This window comes from Bradyrhizobium sp. Ai1a-2 (assembly GCF_000426245.1).
Lineage (GTDB): Bacteria > Pseudomonadota > Alphaproteobacteria > Rhizobiales > Xanthobacteraceae > Bradyrhizobium.
In genome coordinates this window covers 52314-73120 of record NZ_AUEZ01000029.1, presented here as the reverse complement: position 1 = coordinate 73120, position 20807 = coordinate 52314, and the positions used below count along the sequence as shown (strand labels likewise).

The following is a 20807-nucleotide window of genomic DNA, read 5'->3' as shown; positions in this document are numbered from 1 at the left end:
GCGGCCGACGTTCACGCCTTGAGATAATTTTTCAGGATCGATGCACCCATCGTGTATTTCGGGTCGACCATGTTTCCGAGCCGCATGCGCCCTGCCTGGCTGAGCAGCATGTACGCGTCGATCTCGTCGAAGCCGTAGTCAGCACTCATCCATCGCGTGAGCTCGCGATAGGCGATGCGGGCCGCATCCTCGAGCGGGCGTGCGCTCCCGATGGTCATGATGAAATCGCGCGTCTCCAGACGCGGCCAGGCAAAGCTCCAGTTCTTGATCAGATCGATCTGGAGCGTGACCGTCGCGCGCTGCTCGAGCGCAACACCGGAGAGCTCGCCGTCTCCCTGTGTCGCATGGCAGTCGCCGACGTAGAGAAGCGCGCCCTCGGCATGCACCGGGAAATAGAGAATCGCTCCGGGTGCGACATCGGGCAGGTCCATGTTGCCGCCATGATAGTCCGGCTGCAGGGAAGAGATCGCCTCGATCTCGGGCGACACGCCGATCGTGCCGATGAACGGCTCGTAGGGCAGCGTGATCTTGTCGTTCCAGCGCACGCCATTCCTGTCGACATGCAGCTTGCGGACGCGCTCCGGCAGCGGCGGATTGAGCATCGCTGTCGAGGCTGTCCCGACGAGCCCGCCGAATTCGGGGATGATGCAGGTCGTTCCGGCCGGCTGCTCGCCGCGCGTCTCGACGTCATGAATATAGACGGCGAGGCAATCGCCCTTCTTGGCGCCCTTGACCGCAATCGGTCCGCATTGCGGGTTTAGGTACGGAAAGTTCAGTTTAGCCGTGGGACTGTCGCTCTCGCTTTTGAGTACGCCGCCGAAAGCGTCCTCGGTCTCGACGACAACGACCTCGCCCGGGTCGATCGATAATGTCGGCTTGGCATAGGGGCCGTAGACGTAGTGAAAGCCCCCCTGCTGTTCGATGGTCAGACTGCGCTTCGTGCCGGCCACGCCCTTGGCGACGGCGCGCTTCGACATGATGGAACTCTGCAACCAATCTTCCGCTGTCATGCGAATGGCTCCTTGGATCAGAGAGCGGGATGACGCTTGTGCCAGTCGGTGACGCGCTGGAACGCGTCGCCGGCGTGGACAAGCCCGGCTTCGTCGAAGTGGCGGCCGACAAACTGGAATGCGACCGGACCGCCGTTCGGGGCGAAGCCGCCGGGAAGGGTAATGGTCGGGCTTCCAGTCATGTCGAACGGGCAAGTGAAGCGCAGCAGTCCGGCGATCAGGGAAGCATCTTCGCCGAGCGTCGCCATCTTGGCGAGCGTCGGTGCAGCAAAAGCCTGGGCCGGTATGGCGATGAGATCGACGGTTTCGAACAGCCGCCGCACTGCACCGCGAAACGCTTCGCGCCGCAGCACGATCTTCTGATAGTCGGTGCCGGATTGCTGCAGACCGAGATCGAGCAGTCCCGCAAGCGCCGGGCCATATTCGTCCTTGCGCGAAGGATAGGTCGCCTCATGCGCGACCGCCGCCTCGATGCCGCAAAGCGGAAACCAGTCGTCGACAATCGCCTTGGTATCCGGAAAGGTGATCTCACTGACCTTGGCGCCAAGGTCCACCGCGGTGCGCAAACCTTCGCTGAGGACCTTGCTTGCGGCCTCATCCGTGCCTTCGCTGGTCCAGCGCCGATCGACGCCAATCACAACGCCCCGCAGACTGCCGGACAGGCCTGCAAGATAGTCCGGCACAGCGAGCGGCACGGCGGTGGTGTCCTTGGCGTCCTCGCCCGCGATCGCACCGAGCATGGCGCCGCAATCGACCGCGCTGCGCGTCATCGGCCCGATATGATCCAGCGTCGCGGCGAGTTCGAACGCGCCGTAGCGACTGACCCGCCCCCAGGTCGGCTTCAGCCCGGTGATACCGTTGGCTGCGGACGGAAAGCGGATCGAGCCGCCGGTGTCGGTACCGAGTGATCCAAAGCAGAGGCCGGCCGCGGTGGCGGAACCCGAGCCGCTCGACGACGCTCCCGACCACAAATCTGCATTCCACGGGTTTTTCGGCGGGTCGATCTTCGGATGATGATCGGCGTAGGCGCCCTCGGTCTGCTGCAGCTTGCCGAGGATGATCGCGCCCGCATCCTTCAGGCGCGCGACCACCGTGGCGTCCTCGCTCGGACGGAAGTCGTGGTGGATGGTCATGCCGTGCGCGGCTGGCGCGCCCTTGGCCCAGCAGAGATCCTTGACTGCGATCGGCACGCCGTGCAGCGGCCCCTTGATCTTGCCGGAGGCGATTTCCTTTTCTGCGACGGCCGCTTCCGCAAGCGCGGAATCGGCCATGACATAGGCGTAGCTTTTAAGCTTGGGATCGAGCCGATCAATCCGCTGAAGCATCGCCTTCGTCACTTCGACGGGCGACAGCTTCTTCGCCTGTATCTGCTGCCCAACCTCGACCAATCCGAGATAGCAAATATCTGTCGTCGGCATCGCCTTTTGTTCCTCACTCGTCGCTCACGGCCGATCGTCGCACGCAGCATCGGCCTGACGACACACATGTTTCGCCAGCTTCTTGTGCGGCAAAAGAAAAAAGCCACCCGCCCCTCCGGAATGAGGTGACGAATGGCTCTAATGCCGCTGCTATGGTCTATCGCATGGGCTCAAGATCGAACGAAGCAGTCGCTGCAGGGATCAGGACGTCATCGGCCTGACCGAAACAGATAAGGTTCGACAGTAAGCCCGGTAGCAGAAAATTCTAGGTTCGTGTCCAGCGCGTTGTCAACGAGGGAGGTTGCACAAATTTCGCAATCGCCATGCGCAGCAAATCGGCAAGACCTCTTGCACTGGCATCGGCGATGATGATTTCCTCAAAGCTCCGCTCCGTCGAAAGCTATCAATGACAAAGCCGTCGGTTCCAGTCGGGATCCTATGTTCGCAGTCCGGGCCCTATCAGGCCATGGGGCGCGAGATACTCAAGAGCGCCCTGATGGCGGTAGACGAGATCAACGATCACCCTGACTTCGATTTCTCGCTCACTGCGCACGTCGGCGATCCCCGCGGAGTCATTTCGGAATACCACACGGTTTGCGACGACCTTATCCGCAACGCCGGGGTCGAGCATATCATCGGTTGCTACACCTCGGCCTCACGCAAGCAGGTGCTACCGATCGTCGAGCGCACCGATCGCCTGCTCTGGTATCCCGCCCGTTACGAAGGGTTCGAATGTTCCGACAACGTCATGTACGTCGGCGCGTCGCCGAACCATAATGTCCTGCCGCTGGTGCGGTACGTGCTCGACAACGTGTCACGGCACATCTTCTGCGTCGGATCCAACTATGTCTGGACATGGGAGACCAATCGCGTCACCCGCGAGCTGGTGAAGGCGGCGCAAGGAAGCATTCTTGCCGAACGGCTGCTCGAGCTGGGCGAAAGCGCAGTCGGCCACATCGTCGATGAGATCGTCCGCCGCAAGCCGCCGGTCGTCTTCAATACGCTCGTCGGCAGCTCGAGCTACGATTTCATCCGCGCCTTTCATGCCGCCACCACAGCTGCCGGCCTCGACATTCCGATGCTGAGTTGCAGCCTCTGCGAGCCGGAGCTCAAGATCGTCGGACCCGCATCCGCCGGATGCATCACGTCGTCAGCCTATTTCGAAAGCATCCGCCTGCCGGAGAACCTTGCCTTCGTGCAGCGCTGGAAGGCGCGTTACGGTGAAGCGAGCAGCCCCTCCGTCGACGGACAATCCGCCTATGTCGCGGTTTATCTGCTGGCACGCGCGCTGCGTCGGGCCGGGACATCGAACATTGGCGAGGTACGGCGCGCAGCGGCCGGCTATCGCTACAATTCGCCGCAGGGACCTGTCTGGATCGATGGTGGCAATAACCATTGCGTCCTTACGCCACGCCTCGCCGTCTCCAATGCGCAAGGCCAGTTTGACATCTTCTGGGAGTCCGACGCGCCCGTTAAGCCGGATCCCTACCTGACGCAGTTCGACATCGCCGTCGGCCCTGTACGCGAAAAGTCAAGGGACGGATCGTCGTCGAGTGCGCTCCACTTGCGGGTTGTGAAATGAGCAAACCGTCTTCATTTTCCCTCCGCGGCCGCAAGGCCCTCGTCGCCATTAAGGACGAGCGTGACCTGTCGATCGTCAGGCGCCAGTTCGAACGTCTGGGACTCGACGTACTCACATGGGAGCAAGGAAGCGCTCTTGCGGGTCAGGCGGATGTGATGCTGATCGACGATGAATTCCTGCCGCTCGCCTCGCCGACGCGGCGGGCGCTACTTGGACAATGTCCCGTCATTGCCCTACTCGGCACGGAGACTCCAAGCCGGCTGAAGCTGGTGCTGGAACTCGATCCGGCATCGTTTCTGGTCAAGCCGCTGCGCTCCGCGGGCATTTACGCCGCGCTGGTAATGGCGTTCGAGCGGACCGAGCGTACCAACGAGTTGAAGCAACAGGTCCTAAAGCTCGAAGAGCGCCTGCGCTCGCGTCGCCTCGTATTGGCTGCCGTCCTTCAGGTGATGCATACCCACTCCGTCGCCGAGCCCGCCGCCTTTGCACTGATCCGGCGAGCTGCCATGGAACAGCGCAAGACCATCGAGCAGATGTCGGCGGAGATCGCGGCTAGGGGCAGCCTCCCTCGAGCCACTGGATAATCGCCATAACGCAGAAAACTGCGAAGCGTCCGCGAACCCCTTAAGTATTTCGTGGCCGCAGCAAACGATCCAAGTGCGGGTCGGCGCAGGCTTGCGTGGCCCAACTGCCAAGACCCGTCCCGGTCCCAACCTGCCCAACGAATCGCTGGATCTTTGAGGCCTAGGCTGGTGGCGCAATTCCGATTGGTTTTGGAGGTTTGGCACCGAGAGCATTTCCCTTTCAACGGGCGCCCTCGACGGATTTCAAACGGCAACAACGAAGGATTCGAATGCGCCCGAGTTCAAGGACTCGACGATCCTCCGCGACAGCCTTGACGCTACCGATTTGCTACGAAGCCGGCGCACCAACTGCAACGCGCCGCGCGATTTACGTAAGCCATTCATTTGATGGGGTTTTCTGGTAGCGGGGGAGCGCTACATCGCGATACCCACTATCGCAGAAGCCCTGTTTTCTTACCGGAGAGCGGCGTAACTCGCGACGTGGCGTCTTGATAGTCGCCGAAAACCGCCGTTCGTGCGCGATCCAGCGCCGCGAAAATGCTCGGTCGGCTTCTGACCAGGGCGTAAATTGATGCCTTGGCAAAGGGGCTCCTCTGAAGACCATCACAGCTTGCCCTCAGTGGCGAGCCTTCGCCATTGCGCCTCGGTGGGCGAACCGGCTCCCAGGACCTGAACCGCGCTGTTGTCGTTATAGCCCTGCCGATCATCCTGCTTCTTGCGCTGGCCGTCATTCGGTTCTTGCGCAGGCGTCCCATCGCCGCCACCAAACCCCATGAATTCAACGATAATGATCGACGGCTGATCGGAGCGCTTATTCTGCGGCAAGCCGGTTTGCTGGGTAGCCGCCGCGATATTGTTGCTCGTCGTCACCAGGGACACCGGCGGCGCCTGCACCGTGGGAACGCCGGTGATGGTGCCCGCGGCCTGGATGTTGGTGGCGTTGATGACCTGCAAGGCGGCCAGATTGACGTTGCCGGAGACACGGATGCCGGCTTCGCCGACATCGATGGAGCCGAGCGGCGCGATCAGGTCGATGTTACCAGGCGGGACTTCCGCAATCGGATTGAGGGTCGCGATGCCGGCACCGGCCGATGGAGTGGCCGGCGACAGGCTCACATTGCCCCACAGGTCATACTCGCGCCGCGGCGGCGTGAAGAGTATGGTCGTCTTCGATCCGCGGCCGGCGTTGATGTCGCCTTCCGCCGACCAGATCACGATGTCGCCGCCGAACGTGGTCATGATGCGCGACAGGCCGAGCAGCACGCTGCCCTTCGAATACACCTGGATGTCGCCGCCGCCCCGCGTGATCAATCCGGCATCGGCGCCGGGCACGACGCCCTCGACGCCGACCAGCGTCTGTCCGCCCGGTGTCAGGGTCTGGATGTCGCCGCCGAAGTCCGTACGGACACCGCCATCCCTGAGGGTCGGTGGGACGCCGTCACTCCCAGAGGGGATCAGCGCGCTGAACATCGTGATATCGCCGGCGTAGCTGATCGGGCTGCCGTCGGCGGCCTTGTCCGGGAACAGCGCGGCGATCGCCTCACGGCCGCGGAGGTAGCTGCCTGGCCGCGGGCCGTTGGCATCGTTGTATTCGCGGCCGCTGACCCTGAGCTCGTTGTAATACACTTGGCGCACCAGAATTCCCTGCTGCGCCACCGGCAGCGACTTGAAGAAGGCCAGCGCATCGTCCTGGTTGCCGGTGAAGACGTAGGTCTTGCCGTCCTGGACAAAGGGCTTCTGGTCGGGGCCGTAGCGATCCTGCAGCCACAGGTAGAGCATGGCGTTGTAGGTGAATTGCTGTTGCTGCTCGGTCTTCAGGCCGAGGAAGAACGCGGCGGCATTGCCGAGATCGCCGGCGTAATTTTGCGTCGACTTCAGCCATGCGAACAGCAGCGGGTCGGATGGATAGGTCGAGCGCTTGTCGGCCGGCAGGTTGTTGAAGAAGGCCAGCGCGCCGGCCGCGTCGCCAGTGTAGCCGGCCTTGGTCTTCAGCCAGGTGGCTAGATCCGCGAGCGAAGCGATCGAATCGGCGGTCTGGATCACCTTACCGGATTGCTCGCCCAGCGGCCTTGACGGATCGGCGGCATTGGCCGGATCGAGGTAGAGTTCGGCAAACCCGGTATAGTTCGGCCCCGCCTGCGCCGCGCCCGCCGTCATCACGATGCTGGCGCCGCCGCTGCGATTCTGCGGGTTGACGTCGACGACCGCGCCCACGCTGTGCAGCACGCCCTTGTCGCCCTGGTAGATATTGCGGCCCGCGGTGACCTCCAGCAGGCCGGGTCCCGCAACACTGAGGCTGCCGTAGATGATGTCGCGTCCGGCGGACATCACGGAGATGTCGGTCACGGCATTGTTCATGATCAAGCCGCCGGTGCTGACGATGTCGCGGCCGGCCAGCATCCGCATCGATTTTGCGGCCTGATAGGTGGGCGTCGCGCCTGGCTCAGATGCGAGAAACATAGTGCCTGTGTTGAGGCCGACAATGTCGCCGTTCACCGCATAGAACCGGATCGGGTCCGTGTCATCAGCATGCAGATGGGTGATCGGAGTGTCGGCGACGAAGCTGAACAGACTTGGGTTGGAACTTGGCTTGAAGGGGTTGGGGATCGAGTTTGGATCGTTCGGCGCGCCAGACATGGTGTAGGAAGCGCCGTTGGCGAAGATCGACCCCTGCGCCAAGAGCTCGAGTTGCCCCGTGGGAGACGGCGCCAATTCGAAGAATGTCGTGTTGTCGCCGTAGATATTGCCGTTGGCAGCAGCAACGCGGAGGACAGGTTGCGAACCGGCCAGCGGAGCGATGTTGCCACCGGCAGAGAACAGGTCGACCGACGCGGTGGAGGTCGATAGTGAGAAAAAGCTCTGGGCGTTGGGATTTCTGGTTGGCAGCAGGCCGGGATCGCTGGCGCCCTGCATCACGAGGTCACGGAGCGTCGCGAGAGCCGCGTGGCCGTCGCCCAGCACGATACTCGCTCCACTGCCACTATGGATATTCATGGCAGAATAGGGCGTCAGTGGATCCGGCGCCCGCGGATCGTCTTGTATCGGCACTCCGTATCCAAGGGAGAGGTCGATGGTGCCAATCGATCCGGCGCGCAGGTCGATATTGCCGCGCAAATTCGTCAGCGTCGCGGACGAGCCCCCATAATACCCCCCACCAATCCTGACAGTCAGGTCGCCGCCCCCGGTGAAATCGATGGTTCCGCCGGTGACGATGCTGCCGTCCCTCGTGACTGACGTGACGCGGCCCGTGCTGCCGATTGCCAGGTCGAGCACGGGGTTCATGCTTGCACCGAACCCGGACGAACCAACGTCGCCGCCGGCGAGAACGGTGACATTGCCGCCGCCGAGCGCGCCGAGACCAGTGAACCCGCTTACCGTTCGAACAACCGTTCCATCAAACGCCGGGACGTCGAGATAGGTGCCGAAATTGATCCACCAGGCCGTCGACTGATTGCCGGTCTGGTCCCCCTGGCGCCAAAGCCAGTTGCCGACGCCATTGCCGGTCATCGCGAAGCCGTATGACGGGCCGAGATTCTCGTTCGATTCAGTCATGCCCGTGATGCTTCCGCCAACCGCCAGCAGCACGTTGCCACCATGGTCAGGATAATAGGGTGTCGTTCCATCCGGATTAGCGGCCACCGGCGTCTGCGTCCCGGCGGTGTAAACGCCATAGAGCGAGTATTGGGTGTAGTTGCCGGCGGCCAGCAATTCGAGATCGCCGGTGCCGGTGCGCAGCACGCTGCGCAAATTTCCGTTCGCGGTGTACTGTTCTGGTCCCGCCGCGATGCATGCGCCTTCAAGGAAACACCAATCAGCGGGGTTGTCCACACCTGGGATAAGGCCATACGGATTGTTCGGGTCGATCACGAGCGCGCGCTGTGTTGTTCCGGTATAGTGTCTGTCCGACAGATTGATGTTGCCGACATTGCCCGGCCTCAAGGTGCGGCTGTCAGCCGACGACAGGTCTCCGCCAGCCACGAGCCGCATCGACCACGACAGCGAGCCCGCCGGCAGCATCGGCGCGGTCGCCCAGACCTTACCCTGACTTCCGTCCGAACCGGCCTTGCGCGTCGGCAGACCAGAAACGATCTCGCCATTCTCGTCGACCAAAGTAACGAGGGATCCCTGGGGATTGATCGAGCCGGCGGGGACGGGAGTGTCCTGCGCCAATGCTATGCGCCCACTGATGACATTCAGAGAGACGCCGGCCGGCCAGGTCATCTGCTGAATGAAGATCTGACCCGGCAACCTCGTTCCGGCGGCAAGCACCGTGTCACGTGGCAACTCCGTCCCGCCGGGAATCATTTGCCCTCGGGCGAACACCTGCCCGTCTGGTAGACGGATTGTCGCCGTCGCCACGATGCCGCTCGCCGGCACAGTGAACGATTGCGCCAGCGTCACTGCGGTCGGGATCACGACATCTGACTTCAACGTCGTTCCCTCGCCCAGCGGGATGGCGAAATTCAGCGCGCCACCGACGAAGAACGTCGATCCGGCAGCCAGCGTCACCCCGATGGGAAGTATGGTGCTCTCAACAGAATCAGTGTTTGGGGCACCAGCCAATAACGGAAACAGCACCCAGCCGTTGTCGTCATCGGACGCCGCCGGCTTGCCGAAGCCGTCTGTGATGCTGCCGTAGATGTTGAGGTCGCCGCCGGCCCGGATCACCAGCGCGCCCGGTTCGCCCGAGCCGTAGATCGCTGTCTTTCCATTGCGCGGGTTCAGGCTGTCGTAGCGATAGCTTGAGAAATCGAGATCGCCCGAAACCGTGAGATTGCCGTTGGCCCGGATCTCGACGCCGGGACGCAGGTGGAAGGCGTCGCTGTAGCTCCTGAGACCAGAGAGTCGGCCCAGCAGATCGCCGTTGTGAAGCGCGTTCGCCATGAAATCCTGGCTGCGCGCATCGATCTGGTCCAGGCCGATATACTCGACGCCGTCGGTGTCCTTGAAAACCGGAGCGACGCCGCCATTGTTCTGGACGATGGTGCCGTTGTCGCCAGTCGGCTTGTAGGTCCAGAACGCGTTCACCGCGATGCTCTGCGCCCCTCTGATGTCGAGCGGACCCGCGGCATCGATCTGGACATCGCCCGAGGTCTCGCCGGTGCGCCTAGCATTGAGATTGATCTGGCCACGCGGCACGCCATCCGCCGAGCGCACGTCGATGACGGCGTTCGGATCGAGCTGCAGCCGCCCTTCCGACGAGGTCAGCTCGATGGTGGCGCGGTTCGGCGCCTCTATCGGCTGGCCGTAGCTGTCCACCCGCAGCACGGTGCCGTGCGCGTCCAGCATCGAGCCAGATGCAAGCCTGAGATTATCGCGCGCCGACAGGCGGATGGTGCCCGCCTGGTCGCCATGGGCATCGATGGTGCCGGCCACGGTCAGGCTGCCGCCGTCGACCGAAATCGTCACCGCTCGCGCCTTCACTTCGTCGCCAATGGTGAGGTCGCCCTGCTTGAGCACGAAGGTGCGGGCGCCGGTGACGCCGCTCTCGGTCAGGCGCGTGTTCAGCCCCGCGAAATCGGCCAGGGTCTGGGCGCGAACATCGATGCTTCCTTTATCATACGCCACGATGGTGCCGCCGCCGATGTCGTAGCTTCCGGTGCTGTCGCCCTTGATCACGCCGGCGAGCTCGACATGTCCCGCGCCTGCACCAAGCGCCTGCACCGAGAGCGTGCCGGCATCGTTGTTGGCGGCGGAGATGTCGATCACCGCGCCGGCCTGCTGGATGACGTTGCCGCCGGTGCTGGTCAGCACGACATCGCCGCCCCAGCTGTACTTGGCGGTGTCAAAGAACGTCACTTCGCGGCCGGCGACGTCGATACGGGACGGCGACGCCAGCATGATGTCGCCCGCGGCGTCCATGGTCAGCCGCCCGCTCGGCAGTGCGATGGTGGTGTCGAGTTGGGTGATGCTGGCCGCCTTGAGATACAGTTCGGCGCCGAGATTGTCGGCAGTGACCGGCGCAGCGGTGGTCCCCGGCGCCGCGCGCAAGGTCAGCGCGCCGCCTGCCGTGATGATGTTGACCGATCCAGCCTCACCGGTGAGTAGTGGCGTGATCAGGTTCAGCGTGCCGCCGCTGTAGCTGTAGCCGCTGCCTTCGACATAATCGCCCTGGGCCTGATAGATCGACAGCGATCCGTTGGCGTTCGCCGTGATGCGATCGCGCGCGCTGAAATTGGCCGTCGCAAATCCGAGCAAGAGACGATCGAGCGTGACATCCTTGCGCTTCCGATCGGTCTCGGCAAAGCCGAACACGATGCGATCGGCATTGACGTTGAAGCTGCCGCTGCCGGTACCAGGGCCGTTCTGGATCACGGGGCCTGGGAGAACGCTGTTCGGTTGCCCAAGTTCGTCCAGGCCCATGACGCCGTTCCAATACAGCGTACCGGTCGTGATCGTTGTCACGTCACTGGCGCCGCCATAGCCGTAGACCGCCGGCGTATTCAGCACGAGCTCGTTCAGGAGGTATTTGCCCGTTGCCGGATCAATCGTGTTCAGATCGACCGAGCCAAAGAAGTTGATCGATTGCCGCGCCGCCAGCGTCAGGCGTTCCAGCGCAGGCGCTCCGAGAATTGCGTCGCCCTTGAGAAGCCCGTCAAGCACGCCCTGGTTCAGGAGGAAGCCGTTCGGCACCGTGGCGCCTGCCATTGACGCCGCGTCGCCCACACTGATGGTCGATACCGCAATGGAAAGATACTTCGCACCGAACCTGAAGCCTGTACCGAACTGCACCGCGCCGTCCGTGGCCACCGCGATCGTGCCGCCGGCGAGCAGCCGCGCATCGCTCGAACAGGCTCCGCTCGGACATGTTCCAATACTGATGCTGCCCGGCTTCGAAGATCCGCCTGTGGTCGGTGGCAGGAAGTTGAGCCAACCGTTCGACACCGCCACCATCGTGTTGCCGCTAGGGTTGTAAATGTATCCATTCGACGAATCGTAGGGCACCACCCCCTGGCCCAGCGTGTCGAGGCGTGCGCCGGCTTCGATCGTGATCGAACCACCGCCAAACGCGTCGAAAATCGACCCTGGCGTCGCGATCAGGAAAATTTCAGACGCGCTCAGATGCGCGCCGTCGCGCACGACGACCGTCCTCGCCTGCCCCTTGAAACCGATCGTCGCGGGAGACTCAACCTTGAATTGGGTCTCGCCGCCGATCAACAGCCGCGGTGCGTGCAGCGCGCTGAGTGCGGACGCACGGATGGATACGCCGTCATATCCAGGCGTCGGCGCCGCGCCGAAGATCTCGAGTGGCGTACCATCACTACCGTTCCTGAGATCGACACTCGCCGTCCCGCCGAGGCCACCCTCCGCAGCTTGCAATAGCGCCGTGCCGTCAAAGATGAACGCTTCACTCGCGCCCGGATCAACGCGCAGGTTCAAGGTCTTGCCGTCGAGCGGAACCGCAGGCCGCGCCTGACTCAATGTCGCGGCCTTCGCCAAGGCAAACTGGGTGTAATCCATCTCGTCATATTGCGAGTATGTGCGCACCGTCGCGCCCGATGTGATGAGCATCTGCGTCGGCAACGCATTCCGGATCGACGTATTGGCGATGCTCGTGGTGCCGCTGATCGCGTAGGAACCGTTTTCGAGCTTGACGGCGCCCGAGATCGGCGTGCGCATGGTATCGCCAAGTTCAACGCGGTACGCGCCAGGCAACAGCGCATAGCGAGCCGGCAACAGCGTGTAGGTACCCGCCGGCAATCCGGGAACGCCAGCCGGAATGGTGACCTGCCGGCCGACGCCGGGCGCCGCGCCGGCCCCTGGATCGACGGGAGCATAGTTGCTGGCGTAGCCGGGCACGACGGCATAGACCGCGTTGCCCGCCTTGCTGAACGAATTCGCGGGGTTGGCGTTGGCCAGCGCCGTGGTCAGCACGTCGACCGAGCCGCCGCGGCCCGAAACGAAGCCCGCGCCCGCCAGTTCGCCGCCGCCGGACAGATCGAGCGTCGCGCCATGATGCACAGTCACCAGCCCCGCCATCGTGATGGTGCCGCCGGACCGCGCCGGATCGGTGGGCCCGAACGTGACATCTGCGCCATTATATCTGTAGGTCAAGCCGTCCGTCGTGCCGCCGAACGGCAGCACAAGTCCGGCCGCGCTCACCGAGGTGACGCTGCCCGGAAGCAGATTCACCTGGCGGCTGCCGTCGAGCGTGATGTCACCGAGCGGCGCGCGGATGATGCCGCCCTGATCGATGATCGGAGCCTGCAGCGACAATTTGCCGAACGCCGAGAACGGCGCCTGCGGCATGTCATCGCCAATGCGCCGGATCGTCAGCCGGGCGTCCGTCAAGGCAGGGTCGAGCCCGGCGTGGATTTCGCCCTGGGTACCGATGGTCGGATAGAGCTGGGCCGCGGTGAGTGTGAGATCGCCGACGGTCGACAGCGATGTGGGCTGTCCGCTGGCACTGATGTCCTTCGCCACCGTGCTGCGCACGAAACGGATGTCGCCGCTACTGACCAGATCGATCGCGCGGAAGCCCGCCTGATCGTAAAGCTCATGCACTCCGCTGTTCGAATCCTGGAGATAGCCGTTCCTGCCGAATTCGACCTGGTTCTGAACGTCGATCAGATCCGCCGCGATCCTCAACGTCGCGCCGGTCGATTTCAGGGAGACCCTCGTGCGCTCGGCCGCCAGGACCTGCGCGTATCCCTGAAGCAGGACATAGGGAGCGCTGATCGTCACCGGACTGACTGCATCGGTGCTCACCAGTGCCCCTTCGTAGAACGACACGCTTTGCGGCAGCTTGAGCGACACCGCACCTTCGAACGCGAACATGTCGGTGGATTTCAGGGACAGATTGCCGAACCCGCCGGCCCCGATCTGCGCGGCGCTGATCCGGGCCTGACCATAGACCAGAGAAGGATCGAGAACACCGGGTGTCGCGCTGTCGCTCAATCCGCTGGCGACGTAATTCTGGCTGATGGTCAGGTAGCGCGGAGCGTCTTCCGGTCGAAAGAACTCCGGCAAGGGAGGAGTGTCCGTGAGCAGCCTGCTGATCTCGAGCGCCATCGACAACGTTCCGCCGGATGCGCCTGCGCCGCCCGATGCGGCCCGCAGGCCGCCGTCCAGATAGATCCCCGAGCGGGATTCGAGCGTGATGCTGCCGCCGTTGCTGGCGACATCGACCGCGGACGCCGATCGTGAGGTGGTCCCGTCCGGGATGTCAAACGTAGCACTGGCACCCGATGCATCGAGCACGGCGCCGGGGCGGATCACCACGAAACTGTTGCCGCCGGTGAGCGCAATCGAACCCCCGTCGCGCACAACGCCGTAGCGACGGTCGCGGGTATCACGTGCAGTCACTGCAACCGCCGATGCGTCAAGCCTGGCATGCTCGCCAAGCCAGATCGACTGACCGGGAATGGCTGTGGCGTCGCCGATCACCGCAGGATTGTTGAGCACGATCGATCCGCCATGCGCCTCGATCGTGCCGTCAATCGTCAATTGTTCGACACTGTCGATGCGCACCGATTGACCGGGATCGACGCGCAGGACGGATCCGGTATCGAGTTCGATACCGGATGACGATGACGCAAACGGAGGCACAAAACTCAGCGTCAAGTTTGCACCGGCGCGCTGGGTCAGTTGCCCCTTGACGGGATCTTCGGTGTAGAGCGGCGGGGTCCAGAGCTCGAGCGCGGCCGCGGGGTCGCTGCCGGTCGGCACGCTGTAGTTCGCGCCGGTGAACCGATAAACCGGCATGGCGACGTCGACCGTGGTGTCCTTGGCGACGACGATGCTGAGCGAGCTCTTGATCGTGTAGTCCGAGAAGCCGCTCTTGAACAAACCGGGATCGAGGTTGAGGATTGGCCTGATGGCCACGGTCTGGTCAAGCACGCTCTGGGGCGCAATCGTAGTTCCGGCTGGGACCACGATGGTCTGTGGCGCGAGCGAACCCGCAGCGAAATTGTAGGTGATCGCGTCAACGAGTGGGAGGCCGTCTGGAAACGTGTCGCGGGGAATGACATAGCCCGCCCGAAGGGAAACGAAGTTCAATCGAGTGCCTGCTGGAACGACCTGCCCTTCCGGGAAAAAATTGAAATCGACATCCTGGACCCCGCCGCCCGGCGGCACCACCCAATCGGACGCAACAACCACGTCGTTCGATAGCTGCTGACTGATGTCTCGCGGAAGCACCACGCCCGGCAGCGCCGATTGTGAGGTCTGCGCGAACGAGAATGAAATCCGCGCACCGGCGGGAATCGTGACATCCTGATCCAGAATCAGAACCGTCGGCGCGGCCTGTCCCGCGGGCAACAAGCCATCGGTAAGCAGCGCCTGATTGGAGATCAGAACACCAGTACCACTCTGCAGCGTCAGGGTGCCGCCCTTGGTCACGCCATAGGAGCGGACCGTACCCTGGAGGATCAAGGGATCCCCGACAGGGTCGTTTACTCTGTCCGTCAGGTCCGCCACCAAGGTGACGTTGCCGCCCTTGCCGCCCCTGAACTTGCCATCGGGCAGGAGGGCGGCGCCGGACGACGCGTCGATCACGCTGCCGGCTTGCAGCGTCACTGATTGTGGCGACACCAGCGAGACGTCGCCGCCATCGACGAGGGCCAGGGTTGAAAGATTGGTGCGATCGGCAAGTCCGTTGGTCCACAGCCCGCGTGTGTCGATGCTGGCGCCGGAATGCATGATCACGCCAAGCTTGCCGTCGATGGTCGGCAGCGTGCCAGTGCCGATGTCCACCACGTTGCTGAAGGACACATTGCCGCCGCGCGCAGTGATGACGGCGTTGAGATCGATGATCGGCGCAGCCATCGTGACCTGACCGCCCGGCGTCAGGGTCAGCGGCGCGTCGATTGCAACGTGGCCGCCGGTCCTGATGGTCAAGCCACCCAGCCCGGAGGCATTGAGCCGATCGCTGTCGAACCAGGCGGTGCTGACACTATCTTCTGGCAGCACGGCGGTCGGCGACAGCGCATCGGCGATGGCCGGAAGATTGCGGTCGAACTTGACGTCCGTCACGAAACCCACCGTCGTGTCGATGCCCCTCGTGTAGTCCGCGAGGATCAGCGAGCCCGCCTGCGCCACGGTGGTCTGGCTCAGCTTGTAACCGTCAGTGACGCCGGACGGCCGCTTGTTGAACTGCCGTTCGCCATCGACGATGTCGGCGATGATGCTGCCCTCGAAAATCGAGGTCGGCGTCGACAGAATGAGCTGGCCGGCATCGCGGCCGACGATGTAGCCGTCCTCCCAGCGCGCCGAGCCTTTGAACGGGTTGGAATAAATCTCGGTCAGGCCCGCATCGATCTTGCCGCCGACCTTGTGCTGGACCATGAAGCCGTTCACCACCGCCGTGTAAGTCATGTCGGCCGGCGCGTTGTTGATGTTGTAGACGCGGCCGTCGCTGCCGAGCACGTAAGTCTGCCGCATGTAGCCGCCCTGGTACTGCATCCAGCCGCCGGAGATGTTGAAGATCGAGCCCTTTTGCGCCACTACTTCAGGCGCGGACAACACGATGGTGCCACCAGCCGCGGTCCATTCGCCGATCTTGTGGCCGGTATTGCCGACATAGCCGCTGACCTCCAGCAGACCGCCCGGCGTGTAATAGCGGTCGGACGAATAGCCGCCGGTGCCGGCCGGCACCAGCGTCAGGTCGCGCACGTCGATCCAGACGTCGCTGTTGAACAGCGATTTGCTGTCGCGATTCTGCGGGCTGTCGCGCAGCTCATTGCCCTGGATGTTGACCTTGATGCTGTTGCTGTTCATCGCCAGCACGGTGCCGGTGGTGCCGGAGACGTCGATGGTCGCGCCGCTTTCCGTGAACACCCGCTTGCCGGCCTGGACCACAACCTGGCCGCCCTGGGCCATGGTCAACGAGCGGTTCTGGAAATCGACGATGCCGCCGGTGACGATCTCGACCCGCGACAGTGCCTGCCGGTCGGTGATCTCAGTCCGGTTGTCGAACTGCCCGCCCGCATTGATGTCCGTCGTCGGCGTCATCAGCGCGTCGCGCTGGCTGTTAAGCGCGGTGAGGCCAGGATCGAGTCCCGGCAGCATCTGGGCAGCGGCGTCGGTCTCCGGCAGGATCAGAGCCACGCTGTTGCCGGTGAGCGTGACGCTACCGGTCGCGTCCGACAGCGAATTGAGCAGGTGGATGGTGCCGCGCTGGTTGACCGAGGTGGTCGAGATCAGGATGCCGTCCTGGACCACGGTGTGACCACCCAGCGTGATATCGCCCTGCTGCGACAGGATCAGTCCAGTATTGGCGACCGTGCCGCCATCGGGAGACCAGCTGTTATCGCTATTCAGCGTCGTGGCCGCGATTTCGCTGCCGCGGGTGGTTGAGATCGTGCTCGACGCCGTTCCGTATCCCCGCCGCAGAACGAAATTATTGCCCGCCACCAGCGCGGTCTGCCCCATGGGCGTGATGATGCTGCCGTTGTTGGTCACCTCCGTGCCGAGCAGCAGCACCGAGCCACCGCCGGCCTGCACCGTCGCGGGAGCATGCGTCGCGATCTGCGCCCCCGCCTCGACAATGACCTTGCCACCGGCGTCGGTGAAAGCCGGGGCGTAGATAGGGACGCTGGTTGACTGATCAGATTGCGAATAGATGCCCCGAGTGAGGAACTGAGTATCGGTAATCGCAGCGCTTGACGCAATCAGCGAGCCGACATTGACCTGACTGCCGCCGCCGAAGATGATGCCGTTCTGGTTGATCACCAGCACCTGGCCGTCGGCCTTGACGTTGCCGAGGATCTGGCTCGGGCCAACACCCGCGCCGATCACCCGGTTAAGCGCGGTCCAGTTGGCGTTACCCTGCTGGTCGAAGGTCAGTGTCGTGCGCGCGCCGACGTTGAAAGTCTGCCAGTTCAGGATCGCTTGTGGCGCGTTCTGCGTGATGTTGACGTCGGTCTGGCCGTTGCTGCCGGCCGCCTGCGTCGGGAGATTGGCGCCTCTCCAGAGATCTGAGCCCGGCACGGCACCCGGCGCCACCTGCAGCCCGCCCGCACCAAGTCCATTGGGCACCGCCACCTGGGGCAGTGTCGTCGAGCGCTGCGAGGCCGCGGCGGCATTGCGCGCGGCAGACTGCGCCGCCTGCATGGCCTGGATCGCCCGGCTCGCCCGTGTCAGCGCGTCCTGGCTCTGCTTCGCAACCTCAGTGGCCTGCCGCGCCGCTGCGGCCGCAGCATCGCTCGCGATCGTCGACGCCGACATCGCGCTGTAGCTGCCGAACGGCCGCGCAGCCGCCCCCTGCGTTCCGGCCAGCGTCAGGGCCAGCGCACTTGCTCCGGCGAGCCACGCCGCAGCAACTCTTCTGGGCTGGAATCGCGGCTGGGTGGACGATGGCCGAGAATGCCGCTGGAATGTGACGCCCCGAATAGACATACGGAATCCTCTCAACGAAACGAGTGCCGGCCATCGCTATGCCCTGTCGGAGAATTGCTCCGACATTTCCTAGACGTCTGGGTCGAGAGGAGTTTGCAACGCGCTCGTGGAGTTTTTTTCTTGGCCAAGATTCCGAAGGCTTTGTGGTGACTTAACCACCATAAGGATGATGAGCCTTAACTCACCAGCATGATTCCGCCGGGCAGAGCCGTGACCTGGGCGCCAAGGCTCTCGCGCAGCTGGGTGATGACGATATCCAGCTGATCGAGCTTAAACTGAGCGGTCACCCGGCGTCGGCCGAGAGCTTCGTTCATTAGGACGATCTTTCCGGGCCTGTAGCGATTGACCTCTTCGATGACACGCGCCAGGGGCTGATCCCGAAACAGGAGGCTGCCTTCCCGCCATCCAGTAACGACAGCGGGGTCGACGGCGGTCGTCTGGCCTAGACCGTGGGCGCCGTAAGTCGTCTGCTCGCCTTGTCCGATCATTGCCGACAGGCCCTGCCGATCGACGTGCACGCGACCAGCCAGGCACGTCACGCAAACTTCGGCTCGGTCGTGACGGACGTTGAACTGCGCATTGTCCGCCCACATGCCACCATTCGCCGCGACGACCTCGACCCGTCGCGATCGCGTGGTGATGGCGGCTTCGCCCGCGATCAACTCAACGCGGTCGACCTGCCGGTCAGCCACCTTGCGAATGTTGAGGCTGGTTTGGGTGTTCATGTCGATCGAGACATTGTCCGCAAGAGCGATCTGCTGCCGCTGGCCGGTTTCGGTGCGATAATCTGCGGCAAATTCGCTCAACGACGGCCACAGGCCAAGTGGCGGCCGTTGCACCAGCACAGCGATGCTTGCCGCCGAGACAGCGAGCGCGCCGCCGAGCAATGCACGGCGTCCGATGAGCGCTGGCCGACCTAGACCTTGGGCGGACGGCGGTCGACCGCATTGCCGGATCACGTTTGCGCCCGCAGATCCGATCGCCCGCCAACGCTTGCTCGCCTCGACAAAGGCCTCAGCATGCAGCGAGCTCTGCGCTCGCCAGCGTTCCACGTCGGCCAGATCGGTCTTCGTCGCTTCGCCCGAGATCACGAGGAGAAACCAATCCCAAGCCTCCTGTCGCAATCGCTCGCGCTCGTCCTGGGAATCCTTGATGGTCATGCTCTCTTATAGCTGATTTTCTGGGCCACGACTGCCCGACGCAGCCCCAGGTGAAATCCCAGGCTCTTCTACTTCTCTACTTCCTGAGACGATCCCGGCGGCGCTTCAACGCAATCTGGTGGCGAACTTTTTTCAAGGCGCGCCTCCAATATCGTGATCGCGCGCTTCAGTTCATAAGCAACTGTCCGATTGGAAATTGCAAGCCGCTGTGCAATCGCCCGATGTGTCAACCCTTCCAGCCGTGACGCCAGAAGGATCGCACGCGTTCGCTTTGGCAATTCCCTGATCGCCTGCTCGAGCATCTCGAACTCGAGGCGTCCATGTGTCGTCCGCGCTGGATCGGGGGCGGTATCGGGGACCTCGATCAACGCTTCGATTTCGGACCAGTCCGCGCGCCGCTTCTCGCCACGCAAGCGATCCACCGCGACGTTGATTGCGATGCGCAGCAGGAAGGCCGGCGCATTATGCACCGTGCCGATGTGGTCGTCGCGGTGCAATCGTAGCCATGTCTCGTGCAGGCTCTCGCTTGCGAGTTCCTCAGAGCCGAGTCGATGGGTCAGGCGGCCCCGGAAATGCTCATATCTTTCAACTAGCAGCCCACGCAGGGCTGCCCACGTCGTATCTGCCATCGATTCAATCGAAGTCCCACCGCTTCTAGGTTCCCCATGCTCACGTCGCCCTGATCCAAGCCCGCCGGTCGGGTCGATATCGCGCATCGCGGCTGCCTGCTGGAAGCGGCCACAGAATAGAAATGACAACCGGTCTATCCGGATTGCATGACAGATTGACTACCGGACTTTTTGTCCTTTGGCCCCGATCAGCCGGAGCAATCTCCCGTTTCAGGAGGCGGCCGTGGTGCGATAGTCAGGATGATGGGTTGCGACATACCCGCGGGAGGGCCAACACCGACCGTCACGTTTTGCAGGACGGCAATGAGGGCCGCATCGCGCGCCTCATCACCCGTCGAACCGATGAGCGCGCTGGACTGAACATTGCCTGTCGGCCCGATCCAAAGTGCGAGCGCAATCCTGTAGCTGCCAGGGCGCGTTTTCGGAGCGCGGCAAACGGCCCTCATAACGCTCGCTTGCAGAACCACGCCAAAATGGCTGCTTGGCATCAATGGCGCAGCTGGTGCATCGGCATCCTGTGCAGTCGCGACAACAATGCTGAACGCATCATTCCCAACACGCCGCGCCGCAAGCCCAGTGCCCAATAGCAAGACACGCAACGCTGGCGCTGGCGCCAGATATCCTTTCACCGGCATTGATCGCCGACCACTCGTGAGGGGGGCCTCATAGAGTACCGGCGCACCGCTGACTTTCATATAGACGTTGAGCGCGGCATCGAGGTCTTGAGCTGGAATATCGTATGCGGCCGAACGCAAGGCCGTGGTCGGATTGGCTCCTTGCGCTGCAGCGCCTTGTGGGTGAATTAAGATTCCCACGGCAAGCAGTCCAGCTGTGACGAAAAACCACCCTTTGCGCAACAATTCCTTGAAGCCAGAAGAGGAGTGCAGCGTCGTTCTGTTCTTTCGGCACCCCACAATGGCTCTCCTACCGTGAGGCTGTTGAAGCACGATCCCGGGCGTAATTCGATAGGAATATCGTAATAGGTGCCCGAGTGGGTGCGCCGTAGAGAAGGCAACTGACAAGATGTCCGCCAGTGCCGCCACGCCCTCGTTGCAGGAACTTCACCCCCGCCGCCAACGTAAATAA

General features: G+C 63.2%; 8 protein-coding genes. 2 read left to right on the top strand and 6 right to left on the bottom strand.

Annotation, left to right across the window (positions count from 1 at the left end):
* Positions 1–11 precede the first annotated feature (11 nt).
* A complete protein-coding gene (locus K288_RS0119375; RefSeq protein ID WP_027581058.1) occupies positions 12–1010 on the bottom strand; it encodes an acetamidase/formamidase family protein in 999 nt (332 codons plus the stop codon).
* 17 nt (positions 1011–1027) lie between these two features.
* Positions 1028–2428, bottom strand: a complete 1401-nt coding sequence (locus K288_RS0119370; protein WP_027581057.1) for an amidase — start codon at positions 2426–2428, stop codon at positions 1028–1030.
* A gap of 406 nt (positions 2429–2834) precedes the next feature.
* On the opposite strand from K288_RS0119370, the gene K288_RS0119365 reads away from it, so the two are divergent.
* Complete coding sequence (locus K288_RS0119365) at positions 2835–4010, top strand: transporter substrate-binding domain-containing protein (protein WP_027581056.1); 1176 nt, start codon at positions 2835–2837, stop codon at positions 4008–4010.
* Entirely contained in the window at positions 4007–4594 is a 588-nt protein-coding gene (locus K288_RS0119360; protein WP_027581055.1) for an ANTAR domain-containing protein, read from the top strand. Before K288_RS0119365 ends, K288_RS0119360 begins: the two co-directional genes overlap by 4 nt.
* 603 nt (positions 4595–5197) lie before the next feature.
* Here K288_RS0119360 and K288_RS45915 read toward each other — a convergent pair.
* The 4 genes from K288_RS45915 to K288_RS52475 all read right to left on the bottom strand — a co-directional run bounded on the left by K288_RS45915 (position 5198) and on the right by K288_RS52475 (position 20635).
* Complete coding sequence (locus K288_RS45915; RefSeq protein WP_084799656.1) at positions 5198–17932, bottom strand: filamentous haemagglutinin family protein; 12735 nt, start codon at positions 17930–17932, stop codon at positions 5198–5200.
* A gap of 176 nt (positions 17933–18108) precedes the next feature.
* Positions 18109–18819 (bottom strand): FecR domain-containing protein, encoded by a 711-nt coding sequence (locus K288_RS0119350; protein WP_244443182.1) that lies wholly within the window; start codon positions 18817–18819, stop codon positions 18109–18111.
* Between the two features lie 341 nt (positions 18820–19160).
* Positions 19161–19808, bottom strand: coding sequence for an RNA polymerase sigma factor (locus tag K288_RS0119345; RefSeq protein ID WP_084799655.1), 648 nt, complete (start codon positions 19806–19808; stop codon positions 19161–19163).
* Between the two features lie 101 nt (positions 19809–19909).
* Positions 19910–20635 (bottom strand): STN domain-containing protein, encoded by a 726-nt coding sequence (locus tag K288_RS52475; RefSeq protein WP_152535587.1) that lies wholly within the window; start codon positions 20633–20635, stop codon positions 19910–19912.
* Positions 20636–20807 lie beyond the last annotated feature (172 nt).

What these genes read in the sequence shown, in the direction of transcription:
- K288_RS0119375 (WP_027581058.1), bottom strand. Translation starts at nt 1,010, where the DNA reads ATGACAGCGGAAGATTGGTTGCAGAGTTCCATCATGTCGAAGCGCGCC.
- K288_RS0119370 (WP_027581057.1), bottom strand. Translation starts at nt 2,428, where the DNA reads ATGCCGACGACAGATATTTGCTATCTCGGATTGGTCGAGGTTGGGCAG.
- K288_RS0119365 (WP_027581056.1), top strand. Translation starts at nt 2,835, where the DNA reads ATGACAAAGCCGTCGGTTCCAGTCGGGATCCTATGTTCGCAGTCCGGG.
- K288_RS0119360 (WP_027581055.1), top strand. Translation starts at nt 4,007, where the DNA reads ATGAGCAAACCGTCTTCATTTTCCCTCCGCGGCCGCAAGGCCCTCGTC.
- K288_RS45915 (WP_084799656.1), bottom strand. Translation starts at nt 17,932, where the DNA reads ATGTCTATTCGGGGCGTCACATTCCAGCGGCATTCTCGGCCATCGTCC.
- K288_RS0119345 (WP_084799655.1), bottom strand. Translation starts at nt 19,808, where the DNA reads ATGCGCGATATCGACCCGACCGGCGGGCTTGGATCAGGGCGACGTGAG.